The organism is Leclercia sp. CFBP8987 (genome assembly GCF_034044995.2).
GTDB lineage: Bacteria > Pseudomonadota > Gammaproteobacteria > Enterobacterales > Enterobacteriaceae > Enterobacter > Enterobacter tamurae.
Window position 1 is genome coordinate 3,386,446 of the sequence record NZ_CM188255.1, and the last position, 23,626, is coordinate 3,410,071.

At 57.6% G+C, this 23,626-nt stretch carries 24 protein-coding genes; 3 read left to right on the forward strand and 21 right to left on the reverse strand.

The genetic code is table 11. The annotated features are described in order from the left end of the window. Positions 1-22: 22 nt before the first annotated feature. The 12 genes from hisJ to pdxB form a co-directional block, all read right to left on the reverse strand. Positions 23-805 carry a histidine ABC transporter substrate-binding protein HisJ gene (gene hisJ, locus SOM40_RS16340; RefSeq protein ID WP_032612831.1) on the reverse strand — a complete coding sequence of 261 codons (783 nt, stop codon included), beginning with the start codon at positions 803-805 and terminating at the stop codon, positions 23-25. 242 nt (positions 806-1,047) lie between these two features. Further along, on the reverse strand, positions 1,048-1,830 hold the full coding sequence (argT, locus tag SOM40_RS16345) for a lysine/arginine/ornithine ABC transporter substrate-binding protein ArgT (RefSeq protein ID WP_106994728.1): 783 nt from the start codon (positions 1,828-1,830) through the stop codon (positions 1,048-1,050). Positions 1,831-2,127: 297 nt separating this feature from the next. Further along, the gene (locus SOM40_RS16350) at positions 2,128-2,697 is read right to left on the reverse strand and encodes a UbiX family flavin prenyltransferase (protein WP_106994727.1); all 570 of its coding nucleotides are present in this window, start codon (positions 2,695-2,697) and stop codon (positions 2,128-2,130) included. Between the two features lie 88 nt (positions 2,698-2,785). Further along, a complete protein-coding gene (gene purF / locus SOM40_RS16355; RefSeq protein WP_106994726.1) occupies positions 2,786-4,303 on the reverse strand; it encodes an amidophosphoribosyltransferase in 1,518 nt (505 codons plus the stop codon). A gap of 33 nt (positions 4,304-4,336) precedes the next feature. After that, positions 4,337-4,825 carry a colicin V production protein gene (cvpA, locus tag SOM40_RS16360; RefSeq protein WP_106994725.1) on the reverse strand — a complete coding sequence of 163 codons (489 nt, stop codon included), beginning with the start codon at positions 4,823-4,825 and terminating at the stop codon, positions 4,337-4,339. Positions 4,826-5,010: 185 nt separating this feature from the next. Continuing rightward, positions 5,011-5,706 (reverse strand): cell division protein DedD, encoded by a 696-nt coding sequence (gene dedD / locus SOM40_RS16365; RefSeq protein WP_225758345.1) that lies wholly within the window; start codon positions 5,704-5,706, stop codon positions 5,011-5,013. Continuing rightward, complete coding sequence (folC, locus tag SOM40_RS16370; protein ID WP_106994724.1) at positions 5,696-6,964, reverse strand: bifunctional tetrahydrofolate synthase/dihydrofolate synthase; 1,269 nt, start codon at positions 6,962-6,964, stop codon at positions 5,696-5,698. The genes dedD and folC overlap by 11 nt, the downstream gene beginning before the upstream one ends. A gap of 68 nt (positions 6,965-7,032) precedes the next feature. Beyond that, positions 7,033-7,938: an acetyl-CoA carboxylase, carboxyltransferase subunit beta gene (accD, locus tag SOM40_RS16375; RefSeq protein ID WP_039030948.1), complete on the reverse strand. Its 906-nt coding sequence runs from the start codon at positions 7,936-7,938 to the stop codon at positions 7,033-7,035. A 142-nt stretch (positions 7,939-8,080) separates the two neighbouring features. After that, positions 8,081-8,740, reverse strand: a complete 660-nt coding sequence (locus tag SOM40_RS16380) for a DedA family protein (protein WP_106994723.1) — start codon at positions 8,738-8,740, stop codon at positions 8,081-8,083. A gap of 27 nt (positions 8,741-8,767) precedes the next feature. Further along, the gene (truA, locus tag SOM40_RS16385) at positions 8,768-9,580 is read right to left on the reverse strand and encodes a tRNA pseudouridine(38-40) synthase TruA (RefSeq protein ID WP_166183072.1); all 813 of its coding nucleotides are present in this window, start codon (positions 9,578-9,580) and stop codon (positions 8,768-8,770) included. After that, a complete protein-coding gene (locus SOM40_RS16390) occupies positions 9,580-10,593 on the reverse strand; it encodes an aspartate-semialdehyde dehydrogenase (protein ID WP_262672917.1) in 1,014 nt (337 codons plus the stop codon). The genes truA and SOM40_RS16390 overlap by 1 nt, the downstream gene beginning before the upstream one ends. 67 nt (positions 10,594-10,660) lie before the next feature. Beyond that, complete coding sequence (gene pdxB, locus SOM40_RS16395; protein ID WP_262672918.1) at positions 10,661-11,797, reverse strand: 4-phosphoerythronate dehydrogenase PdxB; 1,137 nt, start codon at positions 11,795-11,797, stop codon at positions 10,661-10,663. A gap of 113 nt (positions 11,798-11,910) precedes the next feature. Between pdxB and flk the strand changes: the two genes are divergently transcribed. Beyond that, entirely contained in the window at positions 11,911-12,915 is a 1,005-nt protein-coding gene (gene flk / locus SOM40_RS16400; protein WP_262663456.1) for a flagella biosynthesis regulator Flk, read from the forward strand. An 89-nt stretch (positions 12,916-13,004) separates the two neighbouring features. On the opposite strand, the gene SOM40_RS16405 is transcribed toward flk, so the two are convergent. Then, complete coding sequence (locus tag SOM40_RS16405; RefSeq protein WP_320530360.1) at positions 13,005-14,183, reverse strand: MFS transporter; 1,179 nt, start codon at positions 14,181-14,183, stop codon at positions 13,005-13,007. Positions 14,184-14,250: 67 nt separating this feature from the next. After that, positions 14,251-15,468, reverse strand: coding sequence for a beta-ketoacyl-ACP synthase I (fabB, locus tag SOM40_RS16410; RefSeq protein ID WP_166183080.1), 1,218 nt, complete (start codon positions 15,466-15,468; stop codon positions 14,251-14,253). Positions 15,469-15,626: 158 nt separating this feature from the next. On the opposite strand from fabB, the gene mnmC reads away from it, so the two are divergent. Further along, positions 15,627-17,630 carry a bifunctional tRNA (5-methylaminomethyl-2-thiouridine)(34)-methyltransferase MnmC2/FAD-dependent 5-carboxymethylaminomethyl-2-thiouridine(34) oxidoreductase MnmC1 gene (gene mnmC, locus SOM40_RS16415; protein WP_320530361.1) on the forward strand — a complete coding sequence of 668 codons (2,004 nt, stop codon included), beginning with the start codon at positions 15,627-15,629 and terminating at the stop codon, positions 17,628-17,630. A 35-nt stretch (positions 17,631-17,665) separates the two neighbouring features. On the opposite strand, the gene SOM40_RS16420 is transcribed toward mnmC, so the two are convergent. The 6 genes from SOM40_RS16420 to prmB all read right to left on the reverse strand — a co-directional run bounded on the left by SOM40_RS16420 (position 17,666) and on the right by prmB (position 22,233). Beyond that, a complete protein-coding gene (locus tag SOM40_RS16420; protein ID WP_106994715.1) occupies positions 17,666-17,944 on the reverse strand; it encodes a YfcL family protein in 279 nt (92 codons plus the stop codon). A gap of 13 nt (positions 17,945-17,957) precedes the next feature. After that, positions 17,958-18,503 (reverse strand): elongation factor P hydroxylase, encoded by a 546-nt coding sequence (locus SOM40_RS16425; RefSeq protein ID WP_106994714.1) that lies wholly within the window; start codon positions 18,501-18,503, stop codon positions 17,958-17,960. Beyond that, complete coding sequence (locus tag SOM40_RS16430; RefSeq protein ID WP_320530418.1) at positions 18,503-19,312, reverse strand: sulfite exporter TauE/SafE family protein; 810 nt, start codon at positions 19,310-19,312, stop codon at positions 18,503-18,505. Before SOM40_RS16430 ends, SOM40_RS16425 begins: the two co-directional genes overlap by 1 nt. After that, positions 19,312-20,136 carry a penicillin-insensitive murein endopeptidase gene (mepA, locus tag SOM40_RS16435; protein WP_320530362.1) on the reverse strand — a complete coding sequence of 275 codons (825 nt, stop codon included), beginning with the start codon at positions 20,134-20,136 and terminating at the stop codon, positions 19,312-19,314. The genes SOM40_RS16430 and mepA overlap by 1 nt, the downstream gene beginning before the upstream one ends. A gap of 2 nt (positions 20,137-20,138) precedes the next feature. Continuing rightward, the gene (gene aroC, locus SOM40_RS16440; protein WP_106994711.1) at positions 20,139-21,224 is read right to left on the reverse strand and encodes a chorismate synthase; all 1,086 of its coding nucleotides are present in this window, start codon (positions 21,222-21,224) and stop codon (positions 20,139-20,141) included. 76 nt (positions 21,225-21,300) lie between these two features. Beyond that, a complete protein-coding gene (gene prmB / locus SOM40_RS16445) occupies positions 21,301-22,233 on the reverse strand; it encodes a 50S ribosomal protein L3 N(5)-glutamine methyltransferase (protein ID WP_312079998.1) in 933 nt (310 codons plus the stop codon). Between the two features lie 157 nt (positions 22,234-22,390). On the opposite strand from prmB, the gene smrB reads away from it, so the two are divergent. Further along, the gene (gene smrB, locus SOM40_RS16450) at positions 22,391-22,942 is read left to right on the forward strand and encodes an endonuclease SmrB (RefSeq protein WP_106994709.1); all 552 of its coding nucleotides are present in this window, start codon (positions 22,391-22,393) and stop codon (positions 22,940-22,942) included. A gap of 45 nt (positions 22,943-22,987) precedes the next feature. Here smrB and sixA read toward each other — a convergent pair whose 3' ends face one another. Beyond that, positions 22,988-23,473 (reverse strand): phosphohistidine phosphatase SixA, encoded by a 486-nt coding sequence (gene sixA, locus SOM40_RS16455; RefSeq protein WP_106994737.1) that lies wholly within the window; start codon positions 23,471-23,473, stop codon positions 22,988-22,990. Positions 23,474-23,626 lie beyond the last annotated feature (153 nt).

Sequence of the window (23,626 nt, forward strand, 5' to 3'; positions counted from 1 at the left end):
CGCACGTTATTGAGTGGGGCGTTTAGCCACCGTAGACATCAAAGTCGAAGTATTTCTTCGCCAGTTTTTCGTAAGTCCCGTCCGCACGCATCTCGGCAAAGGCTTTATTCAGCGCTTCTCGCAGTTCGTTGTCCTCTTTACGCAGCCCCATACCGGTGCCCACGCCGAAGAGTTTTTCGTCCTTAATGGACGGACCGCCGAACTTATAATCTTTCCCGACAGGCTGCTTCAGGAAGCCTTCGCTGGCGGCAACTTCGTCCTGGAAAGCGGCGTCGATACGGCCCGCAGTCAGGTCAGCGTAGATATTCTCCTGGCCCTGATAAGAGACGATTTCGATCCCTTTCGGTGCCCAGTGCTCGTTACCAAAGGTCTCCTGGGTGGTGCCCTGCAGCACGCCCACACGTTTACCTTTCAGTGACTCCAGGGTTGGCTGGATATCGGAAGATTTTGCTACCACCAGACGGGAATCCGCTGCATAAAGTTTGTCTGTGAAGGCAATCTCCTGCTGGCGTTTTTCGGTGATGGAGAGTGAAGACATAATGGCGTCGATTTTTTTCGCTTTCAGCGAAGGGATCAGCGCATCCAGTGGGTTTTCAACGAAGGTACACTCTGTTTTGATACGTTTGCACAGCTCTTTCGCCAAATCGATATCAAATCCTACCAGTTCACCCTGCGCATTCTTCGATTCGAAGGGGGCATAAGTCGGATCAGTACCAATACGTACTTTTTGCGGAATTGCTGCGAATGCCGCAGTAGCGCTGGAAAATGCCAGAGCCAGAGAAAGTGACAACACCAGTTTTTTCATATCTATCCTCAACAGACTGTCTTCTTACGGGATTTTAACGCCGACGGGGGTGCTCTTAATGTGCCATTAATCGCCGCGGCAAGGCAAAAGATTATGCCCCGCGCGCGCGAAAAAGTGCATTGCGAGTGCTTAACTATTCACTTTATAACCAATGCGGCACAGGATATGCACCGTTGTGGTTCGCAATTGTTACTGGCGCACCATAACAGGGAACCATTATGGTGCGCACCCGTCAGTAACGGTTAGTCGCCGTAGACATTGAAGTCGAAGTATTTCTTCGCCAGTTTGTCGTAGGTGCCGTCTTTACGCAGTTCGGTAAAGGCTTTATCAAATGCCGCTTTCAGTTCGGCATCGTCCTTACGCAGGCCGATCCCGGTACCGTCACCAAAGTATTTTTTGTCTTTGACCGACGGACCCGCAAAGACAAACTCTTTCCCTGCCGGTTGTTTCAGGAAGCCTTCGCTCGCCGCGACTTCATCCTGGAAAGCGGCATCCAGACGCCCTGCCGCCAGATCGGAATAGATTAAATCCTGGTTCTGGTAGGCCACCACATCGACGCCTTTTTCACGCCAGTTGGCATTGGCAAAGCCTTCCTGGGTGGAGCCCTGCAGGACACCAACGTGCTTACCTTTCAGCGAATCAATGGTCGGCTGGATCGGCGAGCCCTTCGCCGCAATCAGGCGTGAATCCGCTGCGTACAGTTTTTCAGAGAAGGCGATCTCCTGCTGACGCTTCTCGGTAATGGAGAGCGAGGAGATAATCGCGTCGATTTTCTTGGCTTTCAGGGAGGGGATCAGCGCATCAAAGTCGCTGCCCACCCAGGTGCATTTCACGGACATGCGTTTGCACATCTCATTCCCCAGGTCGATATCAAACCCGACAAAGTCGCCTTTCGCATCTTTCGATGAGAACGGCGCATAGGTCGCGTCAGTACCGATACGTACGGTCTGTGGGAGCGCCGCATAGCTGCTTGCCGCTGCACTTAATCCCACCAGCAAAGACAGAGCCAGAACCGTCTTCTTCATACATTACCCTCAAGTGTCGTGATTTTATTTTGTAATAGATGATGTTGTGTGTTGTTGCAGGCGATCCCTTGCAGGTCTTATGCCAGATTGCAATTAGTGCAAAATTACGGCGTTAAATATGTTAACGAAAGGTTGCAAGATTGCCTTAATGGTGAAAGATAGCAGGTCTGCCAAACGAACCGCAGTGGGAAGAAAGGAAAAAAGGAATTAAATGTTGAGGATATGATCGCGGTTGCAGAATTGCCCTGAAACAGGGCACGTTGCGCTGACCTGCCCCAGAGCAGGACACCTTTGCCGTCAGACGCCCTGCCAGCGGGCGAAGAGATCGTCCGGCAGTTCAATGTCGAACTGGTCAATCACCCGGTTCACGGTTTGATTAATGACGTCATCCAGGCTTTGTGGGCGGTGGTAAAACGCCGGGACCGGCGGCATGATCACCGCCCCCAGCTCGGCAGCCTGAGTCATCAGCCGCAGGTGGCCCAGATGGAGCGGGGTTTCACGCACGCAGAGCACCAGCGGGCGGCGCTCTTTCAGCACCACGTCGGCGGCGCGGGTCACCAGAGTATCGGTATAGCTGTTGACGATGCCGGAGAGGGTTTTGATGGAACAGGGCAGGATCACCATCCCCGCGGTCTTAAACGACCCGGAGGAGATGCTGGCGGCGATATCGCGGGCATCGTGCACCACATCGGCCAACGCCTGAACGTCACGCAGGGAGTAATCGGTTTCGAGAGAGAGGGTCTGACGCGCGGCCTGGCTCATCACCAGATGGGTTTCAACGTCAGCGACGTCGCGTAATACCTGCAGCAAACGGACACCGTAAATCGCGCCGCTGGCCCCTGAGAGCCCTACTATCAATCGTTTCATATTATCGCCCTTACTGTAACAGGGCAGACTGTGCAGGATTTTGGCGGGAGTTGCAAGCGAGGGCGGACGCCCTCGCCTGCGATAAGGATTAACCTTCGTTGTGCATCTCTAAGCTTTCGAGATCGTTCGCCATCTGCACGGCTTTCGCGTCGTCGTTACGCAGAGAGTCGAGATAGTCGAGATACTGCTGATCAACATCTTTGGTGACGTAGATACCGTTAAACACCGAGCACTCAAACTGCTGAATATCCGGGTTCTCGGCGCGCACCGCGTCGATCAGATCGTTCAGATCCTGGAAAATCAGGCCATCGGCGCCGATGATCTGGCGGATCTCGTCCACTTCACGACCGTGAGCAATCAGCTCGTTGGCGGTCGGCATGTCGATGCCGTACACGTTCGGGAAGCGAATTTCCGGTGCCGCAGAGGCCAGGTAGACCTTCTTCGCCCCTGCTTCACGGGCCATCTCGATAATCTGCTCTGAGGTGGTGCCACGCACGATGGAATCATCCACCAGCAGAACGTTCTTGTCGCGGAACTCAGCGCGGTTAGCGTTCAGCTTGCGGCGTACCGATTTACGGCGCAGATGCTGGCCTGGCATGATGAAGGTGCGGCCAACGTAGCGGTTTTTCACAAAGCCCTGACGGTACGGTTTACCCAGGATACGCGCCATCTCCAGCGCGATATCGCAGGAGGTTTCCGGGATCGGGATAACTACGTCGATGTCCAGATCTTCCCACTCGCGGGCAATCTTCTCCCCGAGCTTGGTACCCATATTCACACGGGCGCTGTAGACGGAGATCTTGTCGATGAAGGAGTCCGGACGAGCAAAGTAGACGTACTCGAACAGGCACGGATTAGTGACCGGGTTTTCCGCACACTGGCGGGTAAACAGCTGGCCTTTCTCAGTGATGTAGACCGCTTCGCCCGGGGCAACGTCGCGCAGGAACTCGAAGCCCAGGGTGTCCAGGGCCACGCTTTCGGAGGCCACCATATACTCGGTGCGGCCATCGCCAATATCACGTTTACCCAGCACCAGCGGACGAATACCGTTCGGATCGCGGAACGCGACCATACCGTGGCCGATAATCATCGCCACGCAGGCATAGGCCCCGCGAATCAGACGATTCGTCGCCGCCACGGCAGCAAAAATGTTGTCGGCTTCCAGCGGATAGTGACGGAAATTATCCAGTTCGCTGGCAAAGACGTTAAGCAGAATTTCAGAGTCAGAAGTGGTGTTAATGTGGCGACGCTTCTCTTCAAACAGCTTTTTACGCAGCTCGTGGGCATTGGTCAGGTTGCCATTGTGGGCAAGCGTGATGCCATACGGAGAGTTAACGTAGAAAGGCTGCGCTTCAGAGGCGCTGGAACTGCCTGCGGTAGGGTAACGAACGTGACCAATACCCATGTTACCCTGCAGACGCTGCATATGGCGGGCTTCAAACACATCGTTTACCAGGCCGTTGGCCTTACGTAAACGGAAGCAGTTGTGTGCATCAATGGTGATGATACCCGCAGCATCCTGCCCACGGTGCTGAAGCACCGATAATGCGTCATAAATAGACTGGTTTACCGGCATGAAACCGGCGATACCGACAATACCGCACATTCGTCATTTCCTCGTTAAGCCACATCTCAGGGTTTATGCCCTGGGCAAAAAACTCGACGAGCTTTGCAGATAGTCGAAGAACAATCTGATGATGAAGCTGAACTGCGGGATCAGCTGCGACTTCTGCCAGTCTTCACTTTTTGAAAACCCGGTAAAGGTATCAAGGAAGAACAGTATCGCGGCTACAATCAACGCTCCTCGCAATGCACCGAAACAGATCCCGAGCACCCTGTCCGTTCCTGACAAACCGGTTTTCTCAACCAGCTGGCCAATCACGAAGTTAACAATGGCGCCTACAATCAGCGTCGCGATAAACAGCACCGCGATGGCGATTCCGTTTCGGACCAGTTCATCTTCAAAGCCCGTGAACCAGACAGACAGGTAAGTGTAGTAATGACTGGCAACAAAGAAGGCACAGCCCCAGGTTACCAGCGATAACGCTTCACGAACAAAGCCACGGATCAGGCTAACCAGACAGGAAAAACCTATCACCGCAATGATGGCGTAATCAATCCAGACCATATACGTCCCACGATTAAACGCCCTGTCATCCAGTTCGGGGCGAATTCTAACAGAAAAAGAAAACGTTTGCGTAGGGATTTCCTTCCCGCGCGTAAATAAAAAAAGCGCTGAAAAAATATTCAGCGCCCCAGGCGGGTTACCTTCTCAGGCAATCTGCTGCGCCTGTTTTTTAGTCAGCGAAAAACTCAGTTCACGCTGTAGTTCATCACTACGCCGCTCAGACCGGAGAGTTGATTCAACTCGCCAAGCGACCCCTTCAGCTTATCTCTCGATGCATCCGGGCCGACGAGAATACGGGTGATTTTACCCTGTACCGGCGTCGTAGGTGAAGTGTAAACGCGATACCCCGCGCCACGGAGTTTAGCCACCACCTCGTTGACCTTGTCGGCATTTTTCAACGCGCCGAGCTGCACGACATAGGCTTTACCGGTTGGCGCAGGTTTCTCTTCTGCCGCCGGTTTGGCCGGAGGTGTTTCCGTCGCCGCTGCCAGCTGCTGGCTGGTGTTATCGCGCTGCGGTTTCGGCTTCTCAACCGGTTTTGGTTTTTGCACCGGTTTTGGCGCATACTGCTCCACCGGCGCCGGATCCAGTTCGTTGTTATTCCCGGTCGCGAGACGCGTAGGGTCTAAGGACGGTGCCGCGGCATCGCCCGCCTGCACCTCTTCAGCCGCGCCTTCAGGCGGTTGAGCAGGTAACGCCTGCGTCGCCGCCGGCAGCATATCCGGCTCATCCCGGTCGCCAGGTTTCGGCACCAGCGGGATCGCTGCAAACTCATCCTGATAATGTTTTTTCTGTCCATCAAGCAGCCCGGGGAGAATAATCACTCCCAGCGCCACCAGCACAATGGTGCCTGCTAAACGGTTCTGAAACTTACTTGCCACCGGTTCTCCCCGCATCCATTACGTCCATGACATGTGCCACCGTGTGGAAAGATCCACACACCAGCACGGTATCTTCTGGTCTGGCATCCGCCATCGCCGCACGCCATGCCAGCTCGACGCTGGCAAAACTCTGGCCCTCGCCGAGATGTTCCATCAGCTGTTCAGCCGTCGCCCCGCGTGGGCCTTCCAGAGGTGCACAATACCAGCTATCGACCACAGTCTCCATGCAGGCCAGCGTGCCGCCAATATCTTTATCATGAAGCATACCGATAACCGCCAGTACGCGCCCGGTTTTTGGCAATGATTTGAGACGTCCGGCGAGGTAAGCCGCGGCATGGGGGTTATGCGCCACATCCAGAATCAGACGCGGTGAGTCGCTGACAATCTGGAAACGTCCGGCAAGGATAGCCTGCTGAATGCCGTCGCGAATGGCCTGCTCGTTCACCGTCAGACCGCTGGCGCGCAGGGCGGCCAGTGCCGTGGCGGCGTTCGGCTGCGGCACCTGCGGCAGCGGCAGGTTGTCCAGCGCGCCTCTGGCATCTTCAAAGCGCCAGCCACTCTCCGTCACGCTGTAGCGCCAGTCGACGTCACGACGCTGCAACAGCGCACCCTTCTCCCGGGCCACATCAGCGATGGTGTGCGGCATATCGGGCTCGCCGACAATCGCCGGTTTACCGGCGCGGAAAATACCGGCTTTCTCACGGCCAATGCTTTCGCGATCGGGCCCCAGCCAGTCGGTATGATCCAGCGCGATGCTGGTAACCACCGCCACGTCCGGATCCACGATGTTAGTGGCGTCCAGCCGCCCGCCTAACCCGACCTCGAGGATCACCACGTCCAGCTGGGCCTGCTTAAACAGCCACAGCGCCGACAGCGTGCCGTATTCGAAATAGGTCAGCGACGTGTCGCCACGCGCGGCTTCGATCTCTGCGAACGAGGCGGTATGGGCTGATTCAGCGAGTTCGGTGTTCTGTACCCGCACACGCTCGGTGTAGCGCACCAGATGGGGCGAACTGTAGACACCCACTTTGTAGCCCGCCGCCATCAGCATGGATTCCAGCGTGCGGCAGGTGGTGCCCTTGCCGTTGGTGCCTGCCACCGTGAAGACAAAAGGAGCCGGTTTCAGAACGTCAAGGCGCGCCGCTACCTGGCTGACGCGCTCAAGTCCCATGTCGATGGCTTTACTGTGCAGGTTTTCCAGATAAGAAAGCCACGCGGCCAGGGGCGACGTGGCTTGGGGAAGAGTGATATTTTCCATGTTGCGCGCTTTTCAGTTACGGTTAGAAAGCAAAAGGGCAGCGCCATTGGCCCTGCCCTTTTCAGTTATCAGGCCTCGGGTTCCTGATCCGGTACTACCACGCCTTCGCGCGGCTCATCCGGGCTCGGCGACGGCAGATTCATCAGCTTCGCCAGAACGCTTGCCAGTTTCAGGCGCATTTCCGGACGGCGAACGATCATGTCGATAGCGCCTTTCTCGATAAGGAACTCACTGCGCTGGAAGCCCGGCGGCAGTTTCTCACGAACCGTTTGTTCGATAACACGCGGGCCGGCAAAGCCGATCAGCGCTTTCGGTTCAGCGATGTTCAGATCGCCCAGCATCGCAAAGCTTGCCGATACGCCGCCCATGGTCGGGTCGGTCAGTACGGAGATATACGGCAGACCGCGTTCCTGCATTTTCGCCAGCGCTGCGGAGGTTTTCGCCATCTGCATCAGCGACATCAGCGCTTCCTGCATACGGGCACCACCGGAGGCGGAGAAGCAGATCAGCGGACAGTTGTCCTCCAGCGCCTGCTCTACCGCACGCACGAAGCGCGCGCCGACCACGGAACCCATTGAGCCGCCCATAAAGGAGAACTCAAACGCTGCTGCGACAACCGGCATCTCGTGCAGAGTGCCTTTCATCACCACCAGGGCGTCTTTCTCGCCGGTCTCTTTCTGCGCAGAGGCCAGACGGTCTTTGTATTTTTTGGAGTCGCGGAACTTAAGCACATCTTTCGGCTCAAGCTCGCTGCCCAGTTCAACCAGAGAACCTTCATCCAGCAGGCTATGCAGGCGGTTACGCGCCGACATACGCATGTGGTGATCGCACTTCGGACAAACTTCCAGATTACGCTCCAGCTCGGCACGGTACAGGACCTGGCCACAGCTGTCACATTTGGTCCACACCCCTTCAGGAATACTCGCTTTGCGGGTTGGGGTGATGTTGCTTTTAATTCGTTCAATCCAGCTCATTGATAACCTTTCTGCCTGAACCAGGTTTGCTGTAAGGGGCGCATAATGCCATTTTTGCCCCCGACAGACCATGAATGTTGCACATTAAAACATAACAGCCCGAAACTTTGGATAAAAAAGTGGTCGAACCGCCGTCGTGCTTTTATTTTGCCTGTTTTGCCGCCGCGCGCCGGTGACGAATAATTTCGATCACGCCCGGCAGAATGGAGACCACAATAATCCCTACGATCAGTAACTTGAGGTTTTCCTGAATCATGGGAATAGTACCGAAGAAATAGCCCGCGTAGGTAAAGCTGAGTACCCATAACAGCGCACCCGTCACGTTATAAAGCGCGAACTGACGGTACGACATATGACCCATTCCCGCAACAAAGGGGGCAAAGGTTCTGACGATGGGCACAAAGCGCGCGAGGATAATGGTTTTACCGCCGTGCTTCTCATAAAACGTATGGGTTTTATCCAGATAGCTGCGACGGAAAATCTTCGAGTCCGGGTTACTGAACAACCGGTCGCCAAATAGCCGACCAATAGTGTAGTTCACCGCATCGCCAAGGATCGCGGCGATAAGCATCAGGACCACCATCAGGTGAACGTTGATGTCGTTGGTTTCGAGGGAGGCCAGCGCCCCCGCCACGAACAGCAGCGAATCGCCCGGTAAGAACGGCGTCACCACCAGCCCGGTTTCACAAAACAGGATCAGGAACAGAATGGCATAAACCCAGACGCCATAATCAGCGACCAGCTCGGCCAGGTGAACATCAATATGCAGAATGAAATCAATCACAAAGCGAATAAAATCCATATTGTCTAAACCTTTATTGCACGGCTATCAGTCCGCTAAAAACAGCGGGCCCATTGGCGGTTTTGGAAGGTCAAAACGATCCGGGTAATCGACCGAGACCAGATAGAGCCCTTCCGCTCTCGCCGTTGCTGCTGCCAGGGTTCTGTCCTTCGCTGCCAGCAACTCTGCAATCCAGCTCTCCGGCTGGTGTCCGGCGCCCACTTCCATCAGGCTGCCAACAATATTCCGTACCATATGATGTACAAAGGCATTGGCTTTGATATCAACCACCACATACGCGCCATACCGGCTGACGTTAATGTGCATCACGTTGCGCCACGGCGTGCGCGACTGGCACTGAACCGCGCGAAACGAGGTAAAGTCGTTTTCGCCAATCAGCGCCTGCGCGGCGCGTTGCATACGTTCGGCATCCAGCGGCGCGTAAAAATGCGTTACGCCCTGGCCCAATACAGCCGGACGCAGGCGCTGGTTATAGATGATATAGCGGTAGCGGCGCGCGGTGGCGCTGAAACGCGCGTGAAAATCATCGGGCACAGTTTTGACCCAACGCACCGCGATGTCTCCAGGTAAATTCGCATTTACCCCCAGCGTCCAGGCCGCGTCTTTACGCACCGCAGTGGTTTCAAAGTGAACCACCTGCCCGGTACCATGGACACCGGCGTCGGTACGCCCCGCGCACAGGACATTGATGGGCTCATTCGCCACCTGAGAGAGCGCTTTCTCCAGCTTCTCCTGGACGCTGCGCACCTCATTCTGTCGCTGCCAGCCATAATATTTACTGCCATCGTACTCAATCCCGAGAGCAATTTTATGGACCGGCTTTTGTTCCACTTCTGACATCAGTACAGATACTCCTGCACCAGTTTCTCAGCGACTTTTACCGCCATCAGCGCGCCGCCGAAGCGGACATTATCGGCCACCGACCAGAACTGGATCTGCTCCGGCATGCCATAATCGTTACGCACACAGCCGATGGAGAGACGGGCGTTGCCCGTTGCGTCACCCACCTGGGTCGGGAACTCGCTCTCTTCGGACAGCTCGATCTCCTCAACGCGGGCAAAGGCGTCGCGCGCCTCTTCCGCCGCCAGTGGACGCATCGCTTCAAAACTCACCATCTGGGCATGACCGTAAAACACCGGCGACTGCACGCAGTTGGCGGAGATCATCAGGCCGTCATCCTGCAGGATCTTGCGCACCTGATCGACGATCTGGCGCTCTTCGCGCACGCTGCCTTCGCGATCCGGCAGCAGTGGCAGCATGTTGAAGGCCAGCTGACGACCAAAGAAGTCCTCTTCATCCACCGGAATACCGTTCAGCAGCTTGGCGCTCTGCCCGGCCAGCGCATCCACCGCTTTTTTACCGTGGGCAGAGGCCGACAGCAGGCTGGTCACGGTGATGCGGGATAGACCGCCGTCATCGATCAGCGGTTTCAGGGCGGTCAGCAGCTGGCTGGTGAGGCTGTCCGGGACGGCGATGATATTACGGTTACGGTAGTCGGCCAGTACGAACGGGTTGACGTCCGGCACCACCAGCGGTACGTCCGGCTCAAGGGCGAACAGGCCGCTGGAATCAATCACCAGACAGCCCGCGTTGGTGGCTTCTTCAATATAGGTTGCGGAGGCTTCAGCCCCGGCGACAAAAAAGGCCAGCTGCGCCTGAGTCCAGTCAAATTCAGCCGCATCCTGCACGCGTACCGATTTGCCCTCATAACGCAGATGTTCACCTGCGCTCTCATTACGCGCCAGGGCAAAGATCTCCCCCACCGGGAACTGACGCTCAGCAAGGGTTTCGAGCAGGGCTTCGCCCACGGCGCCCGTTGCGCCCAGTATGGCAATGTTCCAGCCTTCAGACATGGTGGTTTACTCCAGAAATAAAAAAGCGTCCCCGGCGGGTTATCCGCCAGGGAGCATTAAGAAGACATTAACGTACCGGGTGATGAGTGGCGTTGAAGCCCAGCTTATGCAGCAGTGATGCCGCCGCAGCGTCATCACACATCACATACAGGGAAGACCATTCGCGGCGCTCCACATAGTGCTTGCGCAGCTTGTCGAACTCACCCGGCATACCCGCTACTTTTCGCAGCAGCGCGTCATCGCGGCGCACATCATACACTAAATGCACCAACCTTTTCAGCGTTGCCTGATCCAGCGGGCCATGCAGAGTAATGCGGCCAAAATCCGGGGTCGGCAGCAGAGTATCCAGCGCCACCTGCTGCGATTTGCCAATAAAGGCGCTGTAGGCCTCGAACACCTGAGTGGTGCCGCGTGCTTTACCTTCCAGGGTATAGCCCGCGATGTGCGCGGTGCCAATATCCACTTTATTCAGCAGGGCCACGTTGAGATCCGGCTCCGGCTCCCAGACGTCCAGCACCACGCTGAGATCCTGACCGGCATCCAGACGCTTCAGCAGCGCGGCATTATCCACGACCGGGCCACGACAGGCGTTGATCAAAATAGCGCCCGGCTTCAGGCGGCTAATCAGGGCCTCATCGGCCAGATGCAGGGATTTATAGGGCCCGTCTTTAAACAGCGGCGTATGGAAGGTGAGCACGTCACATTCGGCAACCAGCTCGTCCAGGCTGCGGAAATCGCCCTCATCGCCACGGTCGGCACGCGGGGGATCGCACAGCAGCGTGCGGATACCTAACGCCTCGAGACGCTTTTGCAGGCGACTGCCGACGTTACCCACCCCGACAATACCGACGGTGCGATCGGCGAGGGTAAACCCGTCACGCTCGGCCAGCATCAGCAGGGAAGAGAAAACATACTCCACGACCGCGATGGCGTTACAGCCCGGCGCGGCGGAAAAACCGATCCCCGCCTGCTTCAGCCACGCGTCATCCACATGATCGGTTCCCGCGGTCGCCGTACCGACAAACTTCACCCCTTTGCCAGACAGCAGCGCCTCATTCACTTTGGTCACTGAGCGCACCATCAGCGCGTCGGCATCATCCAGCTCAGCGAGCGGGATCGGGCGTCCGGGAACGGCCTTAACCTCACCCAGGCGGCTGAATAGCTCGCGGGCGTAAGGCATATTTTCATCAACGAGGATTTTCACGTCTGAGTACCTGTTTGAGAGGAAGTTAACCGGTCAAGTGTGCCATAATCTGGCCGCCAGGCATATACGTAACCTGGTTTACGCTGAGTAACGACTTTAAGGATTTTTTGACGATGCAGCCCATTTCAGGTACGCCGCCGCAACCTCCGGGTGACGGCCCGCGTCCGTCTCATGTCGCAGGCGAACAGCCCCTCTCAACACAGCAGCGCACCGTACTGGAACGCCTGATCACCCGGCTGATTGCCCTGACGTCGCAGCAAAATGCGGAGGTATGGGCCGGGGTCAAACACGATCTGGGCCTGAAGAGTGATGCGCCCATGCTGTCGCGCCACTTCCCTGCAGCTGAGCAAAACCTGAACCAGCGCCTGAACACCGCGCAGCAGAACCACACCACCCGGCAGATGGTCTCGCAGCTGACAGAGCTGTTAAGCCAGGGAAATAACCGCCAGGCGGTCAGCGATTTTATTCGCCAGCAGTATGGCCAGACGGCGCTGAGCCAGCTAACGCCCGACCAGCTGAAGACGGTGCTGACGCTGCTGCAAAATAACCAGCTCGCTATTCCGCAGCCACAACAGCGTCAGGCAACTGAACGCCCACTGCTGCCCGCCGAACACAATACGCTCAAGCAGATGGTGACCAAACTGGCCGCCGCCACGGGCGAGCCGACCAAACTGATCTGGCAGTCGATGCTGGAGCTGTCGGGCGTGAAGGCGGGTGAGTTAATTCCGGCCAGACAGTTTACCCATCTTGCCACCTGGCTGCAGGCCCGCCAGACCCTGAGCACCCAGACCGCGCCAACGCTGCACAGCCTGCAGGCGGCGTTGAAACAGCCGCTGGAAACCCGGGAGTGGGACAGCATTCAGGATTACGCCCGCCAGAACTGGCAGGCTACGCCGCAGACGGTGCTGACCACCGCCCAGGTGCAGGATCTGTTGAATCAGATCTTTATTCGCCGTAGCGAGCGAGAAGCGGGTGTGCCGGAGGCGCGAAACATTCAGCCAATCTACAGCCCACTGTTTGCGCCGGTCGTGGAAACATTCAAAACCCTGTCTGCCCGCCCCGGGCTGATGTTAATTGCGTTAATTATTGCGCTGGCGATTTTCTGGCTGGTGGCGTGATGTTTTGCCCGGTGGCGCTCCGCTTACCGGGCCTACAAAAGCACGAACCGTAGGCCGGGTAAGGCGCAGCCGCCACCCGGCACTAACCGCTACGATTTACGAAACGCCACTAAGGTGACGACAATCCCCACCACCGCAGAAACCGCCCCCGCAAGGAACACCGACGGATAGCCAAACGAGGTGGCTAACAGCCCCGCCAGCGGCCCGGTGACCCCGTATGAGATATCCTGAAATGCGGCATAACCGCCCAGCGCCGTACCGCGTACCTGTGGAGCGACACGTTTAACCACCTCGACACCGAGTGCCGGGAAGATCAGCGAACAGCCGCAGCCGGTGAGGGCTGCGCCCAGCAGGGCGACCGGCTCGGTTGGCGCCTGCCAGAGCAGCACAAGGCCAAGGGTTTCAATCACCAGCGACGCCACCGCTACCCTCACGCCGCCATAACGATCCGGCATCCAGCCGAACAGCACCCGCATCAGGACAAACGCGCCGCCAAAGGCGGTGAGCGTAAACCCGGCCATCGCCCAGCCGCGGCTCATAAAATACAGCGAGACGAAGGTCCCAATCACCGCAAAACCTACGCCCTGCAGCGCAAGCCCCAGCCCCGGCTGCCAGATTTGCCCCACCACGCTCCACAGGGAGGGGCGTTCGCCTTTATGAGCCGGAACGTTACGCACCGTGCCGTTAAATGCCCATGCCAGCAGCGGTAATACCATCGTGGTAGCAGCCAACGCCGCAAAGCCAAACTGACTGTTAATGAACAGACCCAGCGGAGCACCTGCCGCCAGCGCACCGTAGATGGCCATCCCGTTCCACGACATCACTTTGCCGGAACGTGCGGGCCCGACCAGCCCCATTCCCCAGGTCAAAGTGCCGGTCAGGAGCTGACTTTCACCAAAGCCGAGAATTAAGCGCCCCACCACCAGCAGCGCGAATTTATACGCAGCATCCACCGGCAGCAGCGCGGCCAGTAGCCATGCACCGCCCGCCAGTGCGCAGGCAAACATGCCCTGCAGCGCCGAGCGTTTTGCGCCATGTTGATCCGCCAGACGTCCGGCGTAGCCGCGGGTTAACACCGTGGCTAAAAACTGAATACCCACGGCGATGCCGACCATGGTATTGCCATAGCCCAGCTCCTGATGAACAAACAGCGGGATCACCGGCAACGGCAGGCCAACGGTCATATAGGTCAGGAATACCGCAAAGGCGATGCGGAACAGGGAGGTATTCCCGGAGGAGGCGTTTTTTTCTGAGGTAACGGCCGTCATGCATAACTCCGATTTCAGGCATAAAAAAGGGAGCCCTCAGGCTCCCTTCTACTATACATTCAAACGCTTATGCTTTCAGCTTACGCATGACCAGCGTGGCGTTGGTGCCGCCGAAACCGAAGCTGTTAGACATCACAGTGTTCAGCTCACGCTCGGTTGGCGCGGTGACAATGTTCAGGCCAGCAGCCTGCTCGTCCAGCTCTTCCACGTTGATGCTTGGGGCGATGAAGCCGTGTTCCAGCATCAGCAGGGAGTAGATCGCTTCCTGCACGCCAGCCGCACCCAGTGAGTGACCGGTCATGGCTTTGGTCGCGGAGATGGCCGGGCTGTTGTCGCCAAACACTTCGCGGATTGCACCCAGCTCTTTCACGTCGCCTACCGGAGTAGAAGTACCGTGGGAGTTCAGGTAGTCGATTGGGGTATCCAGGCCGTGCATCGCCATCTTCATGCAGCGCACTGCGCCTTCACCGGATGGTGCAACCATGTCTGCGCCGTCAGAGGTTGCGCCGTAGCCAACGATCTCAGCATAGATATGCGCGCCACGGGCCAGAGCGTGTTCCAGTTCTTCAACCACCACCATACCGCCGCCGCCTGCGATAACGAAGCCGTCACGGCTCGCATCATAGGTACGGGACGCTTTTTCTGGCGTTTCGTTGTATTTGGTGGACAGGGCGCCCATTGCGTCGAATTCACAGGCCATTTCCCAGCCCAGCTCTTCGCCGCCGCCAGCAAACACGATGTCCTGTTTGCCCAGCTGAATCTGCTCTACCGCGTTACCGATACAGTGAGCGGAAGTCGCACAGGCGGAGCTGATGGAGTAGTTTACGCCGTGAATTTTGAACGGTGTTGCGAGGCACGCGGATACCGCTGAGCCCATCGCTTTGGTCACCACGTAAGGACCCACCGCTTTCAGGCCGCGCGGGCTACGCATGGCGTCAGCACCGAACACCTGCGCTTTTGATGAGCCGCCGGAGCCAGCGATCAGACCCACACGTGGGTTGTTCTGGTAAACCTCTTCGCTCAGGCCTGCATCAGCAATCGCTTCCTGCATGGAGAGGTAGGCGTAGATAGAGGCATCGTTCATGAAACGGACCACTTTGCGATCGATCATGCCCGTGGTGTCCAGTTTGACATTACCCCAGACATGGCTGCGCATGCCAGAATCTTTAAACTCTTCAGAGAAGGTGATCCCGGAGCGTCCTTCTCGCAGAGATGCCAGGACTTCCTGCTGGTTATTACCGATGCTGGAAACGATGCCCAAGCCAGTAATCACTGCACGTTTCATTCAATACCTCTGTAAGTCGCACTATTTTAAGTTTCGAGTCGCACAATAGCGTACACTTGTACGCCGAACAAGTCCGATCAGCCATTTTCTGCGGAAATTTGCACCAACAGACGCACATCGTTAAGATCGCGGCACAGCCTGTCAGACGAGTAACTTACGTGAAACAAAACGCCATACAACCTGCCAACCTCGAATTCAACGCTGAGGGTACACCTGTTTCCCGAGATTTTGATGATGTCTACTTCTCTAATGATAACGGACTGGAAGAGACACGTTATGTTTTCCTCGATGGAAATCAGCTGAACGCCCGTTTTCCGGCACATCCCCGCGATCTGTTCGTGGTGGCGGAGAGCGGTTTTGGCACTGGCCTGAACTTTCTTACCCTCTGGCAGGCCTTCGATCGCTTCCGTGCGGCCCACCCTGAGGCTACGCTGCAAAGATTACATTTCATCAGTTTTGAGAAATTCCCGCTGGCCGCCGCCGATCTGCGTCTGGCCCATCAACACTGGCCGGAATTAGCGCCCTGGGCTGAGCAGCTCCAGGCCCAGTGGCCGCTGCCCATCGCGGGCTGCCATCGTCTGCTGCTGGACGGCGGGCGCGTCACGCTCGATATCTGGCTCGGCGATATCAACGACCTCACTGATCGGCTCGATGACTCCCTTAACCAGCAGGTTGACGCCTGGTTCCTCGACGGCTTTGCGCCGGCCAAAAACCCGGATATGTGGAGCCCGCAGCTGTTTGCCGCGATGGCCCGCCTGGCCCGCCCCGGGGCAACGCTCGCCACCTTTACCTGCGCCGGATTTGTGCGTCGTGGCCTGCAGGAAGCCGGCTTCACCATGCAAAAAACCAAAGGCTTTGGCCGTAAGCGCGAAATGCTCGTCGGGGTGATGAAGCAGGATCGCCCCTCCCCTGCCCGCACGCCATGGTTTACCCGCACCGCCAGCGACGGGCGGGAAACCGCCGTGGTGGGCGGCGGGATTGCCAGCGCCCTGCTGTCGCTGGCGCTGTTACGCCGTGGCTGGCAGGTGACGCTCTACTGCGCCGACGATGCCCCGGCAACGGGCGCCTCCGGTAATCGTCAGGGGGCGCTCTATCCTCTGCTGAGTGCCCAGGATACGGCGCTGAGCCAGTTTTTCCCGACGGCATTTACCTTCGCCCGTCGTCTGTACGATGCCCTGCCGGTGGCATTTGATCATGCCTGGTGCGGCGTCACCCAGCTTGGCTGGGACGAGAAGAGCCAGCAGAAAATTAACCAGATGCTCCTTATGGACCTGCCCGAGCAGATCGCCGTGGCGGTCGATGCCCAACAGGTGGCAGAGAGCACCGGCGTGCCGACCGACTGCGGCGGGATCCAGTATCCGCTCGGCGGCTGGCTGTGCCCGGCGCAACTTACTGCCGCAGTCATCACTCTGGCGCAGACCCTCGGCCTGCAGGTGCACTATGGCCGCCAGGTTACGTCTCTGGAGCAGACCGATACGCAGTGGAAATTACACTTTGCCAACGGTGAGCAGGCACAGCACGGCAGCGTGGTGCTCGCAAACGGGCATGGCATCAACCAGTTCAGCCAGACCGCACCGCTGCCGGTGTATCCGGTGGGCGGACAGGTCAGCCATATCCCGGCAGCCCCGCAGCTGAGCCAGCTGCGTCAGGTGCTCTGCTACGACGGGTATCTGACCCCGCAAAACCCGACTAATGGCCAGCACTGTATCGGCGCCAGCTATCACCGCGGGCAGACCGAGCCGCAGTACAGCGACGACGATCAGCAGCATAACCGTCAGCGGCTGATCGACTGTTTCCCCCAGGCGGCATGGGCGCGTGAGGTGGATGTCAGCGCAGGAGAAGCGCGGAACGGTATTCGCTGTGCCACCCGGGATCATCTCCCGATGACCGGGGCGGTGCCGGACTATGACGCCACCCTGGCGGCGTATCAGGATTTAGTGAACAACAAAGACCAGGCGGTGAGTGCCCCTGAATTCCGCAATCTGTTTATGCTGGGCGGGCTGGGTTCACGCGGGCTCTGTACGGCGCCGCTGACGGCAGAAGTTCTTGCCGCGCAAATGAGTCACGAGCCGATCCCGCTGGATGCGCATACGCTGGCGGCGCTGAATCCGAACCGGTTATGGGTGAGGAAGTTGTTGAAGGGGAAGATGGTTAAAGCGTAGGCCCGGTAAGCGTAGCGCCACCGGGCGATTCCCGATTAGTTCAGGCTGGCTTTCTGAAACAAGGTTTCCCACATCCCCAGCACTAACGACTGGTCGCGCGGAGAGAGTTCGCCGGCCAGAATGGCTTTTTCCAGGCTACGGGATACTTCGGCGTGCACCGCCTGTGGTGAATGGTCGTCTCCGGCTTCCAGCTCGGCAACGGCCAGCGTCAGGTGTCCACGCAGATAACCGCTGGCAAACAGCTCATCATCACTGGCGTGCTCAACCATGTCATCAATTAACGCCAGAATGCGTGATTCAAATTCTGCGATCATCTTCTTTCCTCTATTAAAGATCTTCCGGCCACGGGAAGCATTCCGCCGTGATCTCCGGCGTGTGGTAATAATTCTGTAAAGCCTTGATCAAGCGCGCCGGACGTTCCGGGATGCCGTTCTCAAGATAGTCCATCACCTGCGCGTGAACGCGGCGCTGGAAGACAATACGATCTGGCTCGAAGTCGCCTTCGAGGTTGTCACAGCTGACGTTGAACGGGAATCCTGCCGCCACGCAGAACAACCATTCCAGCGCCTGGGGTTTCACTTCCACATCTTCAAACTGTCCCTGGGTCGCCGCGTCACGTCCGTCCGGGCAGTACCAGTAGCCAAAGTCCACCAGCTCGCGACGCGCTTTTCCGGCAATACACCAGTGCGATATTTCATGCAAACCGCTGGCATAAAAGCCGTGTGCAAAGACGATCCGGTTATACGGAAGCTCAGCATCTGCAGGAAGATAGATCGGTTCGTCGTCGCCTTTAATCAGACGGGTATTAAAATCATCAGCAAAACAGCCGTCGAATATCTCGATCAGCTGTTCATATTTATGCGTACTGTTCATTAGTTCATCCCCAACCAGTGGAGGATCTCCTGTCCGTGGCTGTCATAAAGAAGTTTGGCACTCATGACGGCCGAGACAATGACAATCATCGGACGGATGAGCTGTTGCCCTTTGCTTAATACCAGGCGCGATCCTACCCGTGCGCCCATAAACTGTCCGGCCATCATCACAAAGCCGGTCGCCCAGATCACCTTCCCGCCGATAATAAACAGCAGCAGGCCGCCGAGGTTAGAAGTGGCGTTCAGCACCTTGGCGTGAGCGGTGGATTTGGCGAGGTTAAACCCGGCCAGGGTCACAAAGGCCAGGGCGTAAAACGACCCGGCACCCGGGCCAAAAAAGCCATCATAGAAGCCGACGCAGCCACCCGCGATCAGGGCAAACGGCAGACCGTGCAGGCGGCGCTGACGATCCTCTTCCCCGAGCTTTGGCATCAGCAAAAAGTAGAGACCAATACAGATGATGAGGATCGGCAAAATCTGGCGCAAGATGTCGGACTGCACATGCTGAACCAGCAGCGCCCCGGAGGTCGACCCGATAAAGGTCATCAGAATATTGAGCTTCTGATCCGCAAGGCTCACCACCTTGCGGCGGATAAAATAGATCGACGCGGAGAGCGACCCACCGCAGGCCTGCAGCTTGTTGGTCGCCAGCGCCTGGGCCGGGCTCATCCCCGCCGCCAGCAGCGCCGGAACGGTCAGTAATCCGCCGCCGCCGGCCAGGGCATCAATAAATCCGGCCAGCATGGCGATAAAAAACAGCGCCACCAGCAACAGCGGCGACACCATAAACAACTCGGTAAATTGGTCCATCACAGGGCATGCTCATCCAGTAGCGCCTGGCAGGAAGGCGGCAACGGCGGCGGTGTCTTCTTCACAGGCTTAGTGGGTCCAGGTTTCGCTGGCTCAAACCAGCTTTGTAATTCCGCGCCGCAGCCATCACCTGGCGGCGGTAACGGCTGATCTTCACACTCAAGGCTGTTTGCCGGGCAACGCAGGCGGACGTGCATATGTGCCCGGTGCTGGAACCACGGCCGCACTTTGCGCAGCCAGTCGCGGTCGATTCCGGCATCTTCACAGAGCTGCTGCTTGATGGCCGGGTTGACGAAGATGCGCGTCACCTCGTTATCTTCCGCCGCCAGCTTGATCATGCTGGAAACGTCCTGCGACCAGCGCGACGGCACCACACGCTTACCGTCGCTGGCGACCAGATCGAGCGCCTGCGGCCTCAGCAACTGGGAGGAGGACCAGCGCGTTTTTGGCAGCTGGAGGAAGATGTCGACATCCAGCCCGGTCTGATGGCTGGCGTGGCCGCTGTTGAAGCGTCCGCCCGCAGGCATGCCCATATCGCCAATCAGCATCGTGCCCAGCCCCAGGTTATGCACCTGATTACCCAGCCGCTGAATAAATAGCACCAGATCCGGGTGGCCAAAGTAGCGGCGCTGATCGGTGCGCATCACCTGCCAGGTATCGGACTGCAGCGGCAGCGCCTGGGCACCGACGATACAGCCATTGGAAAAGGCGCCAATCGACTGGGCGCTCCCGGCGACCGGATGAGTGATTTTCTGCCACGGCGTTGCCGCCAGCGAGGCCCCGCTGGCGAGCAGCGCCAGCAGAGCAATTGCGGTTTTTTTCATGGTTACCAGCGTGGAAGAGGAGTCGTCACATCCGCATTCTGCGCGCGCTGGCGCAGGAAGTGATCCATCAGCACGATCGCCAGCATCGCTTCTGCGATCGGCACAGCGCGGATCCCGACGCACGGATCGTGACGCCCTTTGGTGATCATCTCGACTTCTTCGCCCGCGCGGTTCAGGGTGCGCCCCGGTACGGTAATGCTGGAGGTCGGTTTCAGCGCGATATGGGTAACAATCTGCTGCCCGCTGCTGATCCCGCCGAGCACGCCGCCCGCGTGGTTGCTCTGGAAGCCCTCTTTCGTAATCTCATCCCGGTTCTCGCTGCCGCGCAGGGCCACAACGTCAAAACCGTCGCCAATCTCTACCCCTTTCACCGCGTTGATGCTCATCATCGCATGGGCGATATCGGCATCGAGGCGGTCAAAGACCGGCTCACCCCAGCCCGGCGGCACGCCGTCAGCCACCACCGTGACTTTAGCACCGATGGAGTCGCCCTCTTTCTTCAGGCCGCGCATCAGTTCATCCAGCGCCTCCAGCTTTGAGGCATCCGCGCAGAAGAATGGGTTCTGTTCGACCTGATCCCAGTCTTCGATCGCCAGCGGGATATCGCCCATCTGGGTCAGACAGCCGCGGATCACGATGCCAAATTTCTGCGCCAGATATTTTTTAGCGATAGCGCCTGCGGCAACGCGCATGGCGGTTTCACGGGCGGAAGAACGACCGCCGCCGCGATAGTCGCGGAAACCGTATTTTTGCTCGTAGGTGTAATCGGCATGGCCCGGACGGAACACGTCCTTGATGGCGCCGTAGTCCTGCGAACGCTGATCGGTATTCTCAATCAGCAGGCCAATGCTGGTGCCGGTGGTGCGTCCTTCGAAGACGCCTGACAGGATTTTGACTTGATCCGGCTCGCGGCGCTGGGTGGTGTAGCGCGATGTCCCGGGGCGGCGGCGGTCGAGATCGTGTTGTAAATCGGCCTCAGTCAGTTCGATGCCTGGCGGTACGCCATCAACGATGCAACCCAGCGCCAGACCATGCGACTCACCAAAGGTGGTCACGCGGAATAATTGTCCAATACTGTTTCCTGCCATCACGGCTCCGTTTTCGTTGTTCTGTGTTTGAGCTTTCTGTGTTTGCGCAATGTGAAACGGGCCGAAGCCCGTTGGATTAATCTTTGTAGATGCTGAAGTGTTCGCGCGCGGCGAGAAGCTGCGCTTTGGTCAGCATGAAGACGCCGTCGCCACCGTTGTCGAACTCGAGCCAGGTGAACGGCACATCCGGATATTGCTCCATCAGATGTACCATGCTGTTACCCACTTCACAAATCAGAATGCCGTCATCGGTCAGATATTCCGGCGCGCAGGCAAGAATGCGGCGGGTCAGCTTCAGGCCGTCAGAGCCGGACGCCAGGCCCAGCTCAGGTTCGTGGCGATATTCGTTCGGCAGGTCGGACATATCTTCTGCGTCAACGTATGGCGGGTTGGTGACGATCAGGTCGTATTGCACTTTCGGCAGATCGCGGAACAGATCGGAACGGATCGGCGTTACGTGATGGATCAGGCCGTGCTCTTCAATATTGTGTTCCGCTACCGCCAGCGCATCAGAGGAGATGTCCACCGCGTCCACTTCCGCATCCGGGAAGGCGTAGGCGCAGGCAATGGCGATGCAGGCGCTGCCGGTACACATATCCAGAATGTGCTCCGGCTGATGGTCAATCAGACCAGCAAACTGGTTGTTGATCAGCTCACCGATCGGCGAGCGCGGCACCAGCACGCGTTCATCGACAAAGAACTCATGTCCGCAGAACCAGGCTTTATTGGTCAGGTAGGCGACCGGGATACGTTCGTTGACGCGGCGGATCACGCGCTCAACGATGCGGTGTTTCTCGCTGGAGGTCAGGCGCGCAGAGCGCATATCTTCCGGAATATCCAGCGGCAGATAGAGGGATGGCAGCACCAGCTGCACCGCCTCGTCCCACGGGTTATCGGTGCCGTGACCGTACCAGATATTGGCCGCGCTGAAACGGCTGACCGCCCAACGCAACATGTCCTGAATGGTTTGCAGCTCATTCACCGCTTCATCGACAAAAATTTTATCCACTATGTTCTCCAGGGCATGCTCGCTAAATTTTCGGCGGCTAGTGTGCCACGAAGACGGCGATAAATCAGCATTGTCGCTAACGCCTTGCGGGTAAAAAATGCGTTTTGCCGTGCGGCGAGTCAGGTACACTGTCGGAAATAAGAGATGAGACGGACCCATGAAAAAGAAAACATCGCTGAGCGAGGAGGATCAAACGCTGTTTCGTCAGCTGATGACCGGCACGCGTAAAATCAAGCAGGACACCATCGTCCACCCTCCGATACGCAAAAAAGTGAGTGAAGTGCCGGTAAAACGGTTAATCCAGGAGCAGGCCGACGCCAGCCACTATTTTTCCGATGAGTTCCAGCCGCTGCTGAACACCGAGGGCGCGGTAAAATATGTGCGCGCGGATGTCAGCCATTTCGAGCTGAAAAAATTACGTCGCGGGGATTATTCGCCGGAGCTGTTTCTCGATCTGCACGGGTTGACCCAGATGCAGGCCAAGCAGGAGCTGGGAGCGTTGATTGCCGCCTGTCGCCGGGAACATCTTTTTTGCGCCTGCGTGATGCACGGTCACGGGAAGCATATCCTGAAGCAGCAAACGCCGCTGTGGCTTGCCCAGCATCCACACGTGATGGCTTTTCATCAGGCACCCAAAGAGTACGGCGGAGATGCCGCCTTGCTGGTGCTGATTGAAGTTGAAGAGTGGCAACCGCCTGAGCTGCCCTGACAGGCAGGCGGGTGGCTGAGGCTACCCGCCTGGATGTGGTTTACGTCAGATAGCTTTCGCCATCTTCAGATTGCAGGGGCTCATCTGCCAGTTGAACACGCCGACACCCGTTTCATCGAGGGTGACATTGGCAATGGCAGAGGTACTGAACATCGGCGGCGTTTCGCCCGGGCAGAGTTCAGAGACCAGGTAGCCGACTAACGGCAGATGGGAAATCACCAGCGCAGAGGTAACACCTTCACTGCTCAGGGCCTGAAGATAGGCACTGACCAGACCTACATCGCCACAAGGGGTAAGCTCTTGCAGGATATCGACGCCAGCAGGCAGGTTCATACACTCCCCTACCACGTCCAGTGTCTGTTCAGCACGCAGGAACGGGCTGACGAGGACACGCTCAATATCCACTTTTTGCCCTTTCAGCCAGGTTGCCATTTGACGGGACTCGTCACAGCCGCAAGGCGTCAGAGGACGAACAGAGTCACTGGCAGCATCGAGTGCCGCGTCACCGTGACGCATGATAAAAACTTGCATATTGCACCGCTTTTGTTGACCAGGATCACCGGTGTTAACACCCCGCGTGAACACATCACGAGGTAGAAAACCCGATGGCCGGGCATTGTGCCTGATCCATCCGTTGAATGAAACGCTGTTTTTTACCTCAACGGCGTAAGTATAGTCAATGTC

Bases quoted from the DNA above. Each gene is read 5' to 3' on its own strand.
- hisJ (WP_032612831.1), bottom strand. From the start codon at position 805: ATGAAAAAACTGGTGTTGTCACTTTCTCTGGCTCTGGCATTTTCCAGC.
- argT (WP_106994728.1), bottom strand. From the start codon at position 1,830: ATGAAGAAGACGGTTCTGGCTCTGTCTTTGCTGGTGGGATTAAGTGCA.
- SOM40_RS16350 (WP_106994727.1), bottom strand. From the start codon at position 2,697: ATGAAACGATTGATAGTAGGGCTCTCAGGGGCCAGCGGCGCGATTTAC.
- purF (WP_106994726.1), bottom strand. From the start codon at position 4,303: ATGTGCGGTATTGTCGGTATCGCCGGTTTCATGCCGGTAAACCAGTCT.
- cvpA (WP_106994725.1), bottom strand. From the start codon at position 4,825: ATGGTCTGGATTGATTACGCCATCATTGCGGTGATAGGTTTTTCCTGT.
- folC (WP_106994724.1), bottom strand. From the start codon at position 6,964: ATGGAAAATATCACTCTTCCCCAAGCCACGTCGCCCCTGGCCGCGTGG.
- accD (WP_039030948.1), bottom strand. From the start codon at position 7,938: ATGAGCTGGATTGAACGAATTAAAAGCAACATCACCCCAACCCGCAAA.
- SOM40_RS16380 (WP_106994723.1), bottom strand. From the start codon at position 8,740: ATGGATTTTATTCGCTTTGTGATTGATTTCATTCTGCATATTGATGTT.
- truA (WP_166183072.1), bottom strand. From the start codon at position 9,580: ATGTCAGAAGTGGAACAAAAGCCGGTCCATAAAATTGCTCTCGGGATT.
- SOM40_RS16390 (WP_262672917.1), bottom strand. From the start codon at position 10,593: ATGTCTGAAGGCTGGAACATTGCCATACTGGGCGCAACGGGCGCCGTG.
- flk (WP_262663456.1), top strand. From the start codon at position 11,911: ATGCAGCCCATTTCAGGTACGCCGCCGCAACCTCCGGGTGACGGCCCG.
- SOM40_RS16405 (WP_320530360.1), bottom strand. From the start codon at position 14,183: ATGACGGCCGTTACCTCAGAAAAAAACGCCTCCTCCGGGAATACCTCC.
- fabB (WP_166183080.1), bottom strand. From the start codon at position 15,468: ATGAAACGTGCAGTGATTACTGGCTTGGGCATCGTTTCCAGCATCGGT.
- SOM40_RS16420 (WP_106994715.1), bottom strand. From the start codon at position 17,944: ATGATCGCAGAATTTGAATCACGCATTCTGGCGTTAATTGATGACATG.
- SOM40_RS16425 (WP_106994714.1), bottom strand. From the start codon at position 18,503: ATGAACAGTACGCATAAATATGAACAGCTGATCGAGATATTCGACGGC.
- SOM40_RS16430 (WP_320530418.1), bottom strand. From the start codon at position 19,312: ATGGACCAATTTACCGAGTTGTTTATGGTGTCGCCGCTGTTGCTGGTG.
- mepA (WP_320530362.1), bottom strand. From the start codon at position 20,136: ATGAAAAAAACCGCAATTGCTCTGCTGGCGCTGCTCGCCAGCGGGGCC.
- aroC (WP_106994711.1), bottom strand. From the start codon at position 21,224: ATGGCAGGAAACAGTATTGGACAATTATTCCGCGTGACCACCTTTGGT.
- smrB (WP_106994709.1), top strand. From the start codon at position 22,391: ATGAAAAAGAAAACATCGCTGAGCGAGGAGGATCAAACGCTGTTTCGT.
- sixA (WP_106994737.1), bottom strand. From the start codon at position 23,473: ATGCAAGTTTTTATCATGCGTCACGGTGACGCGGCACTCGATGCTGCC.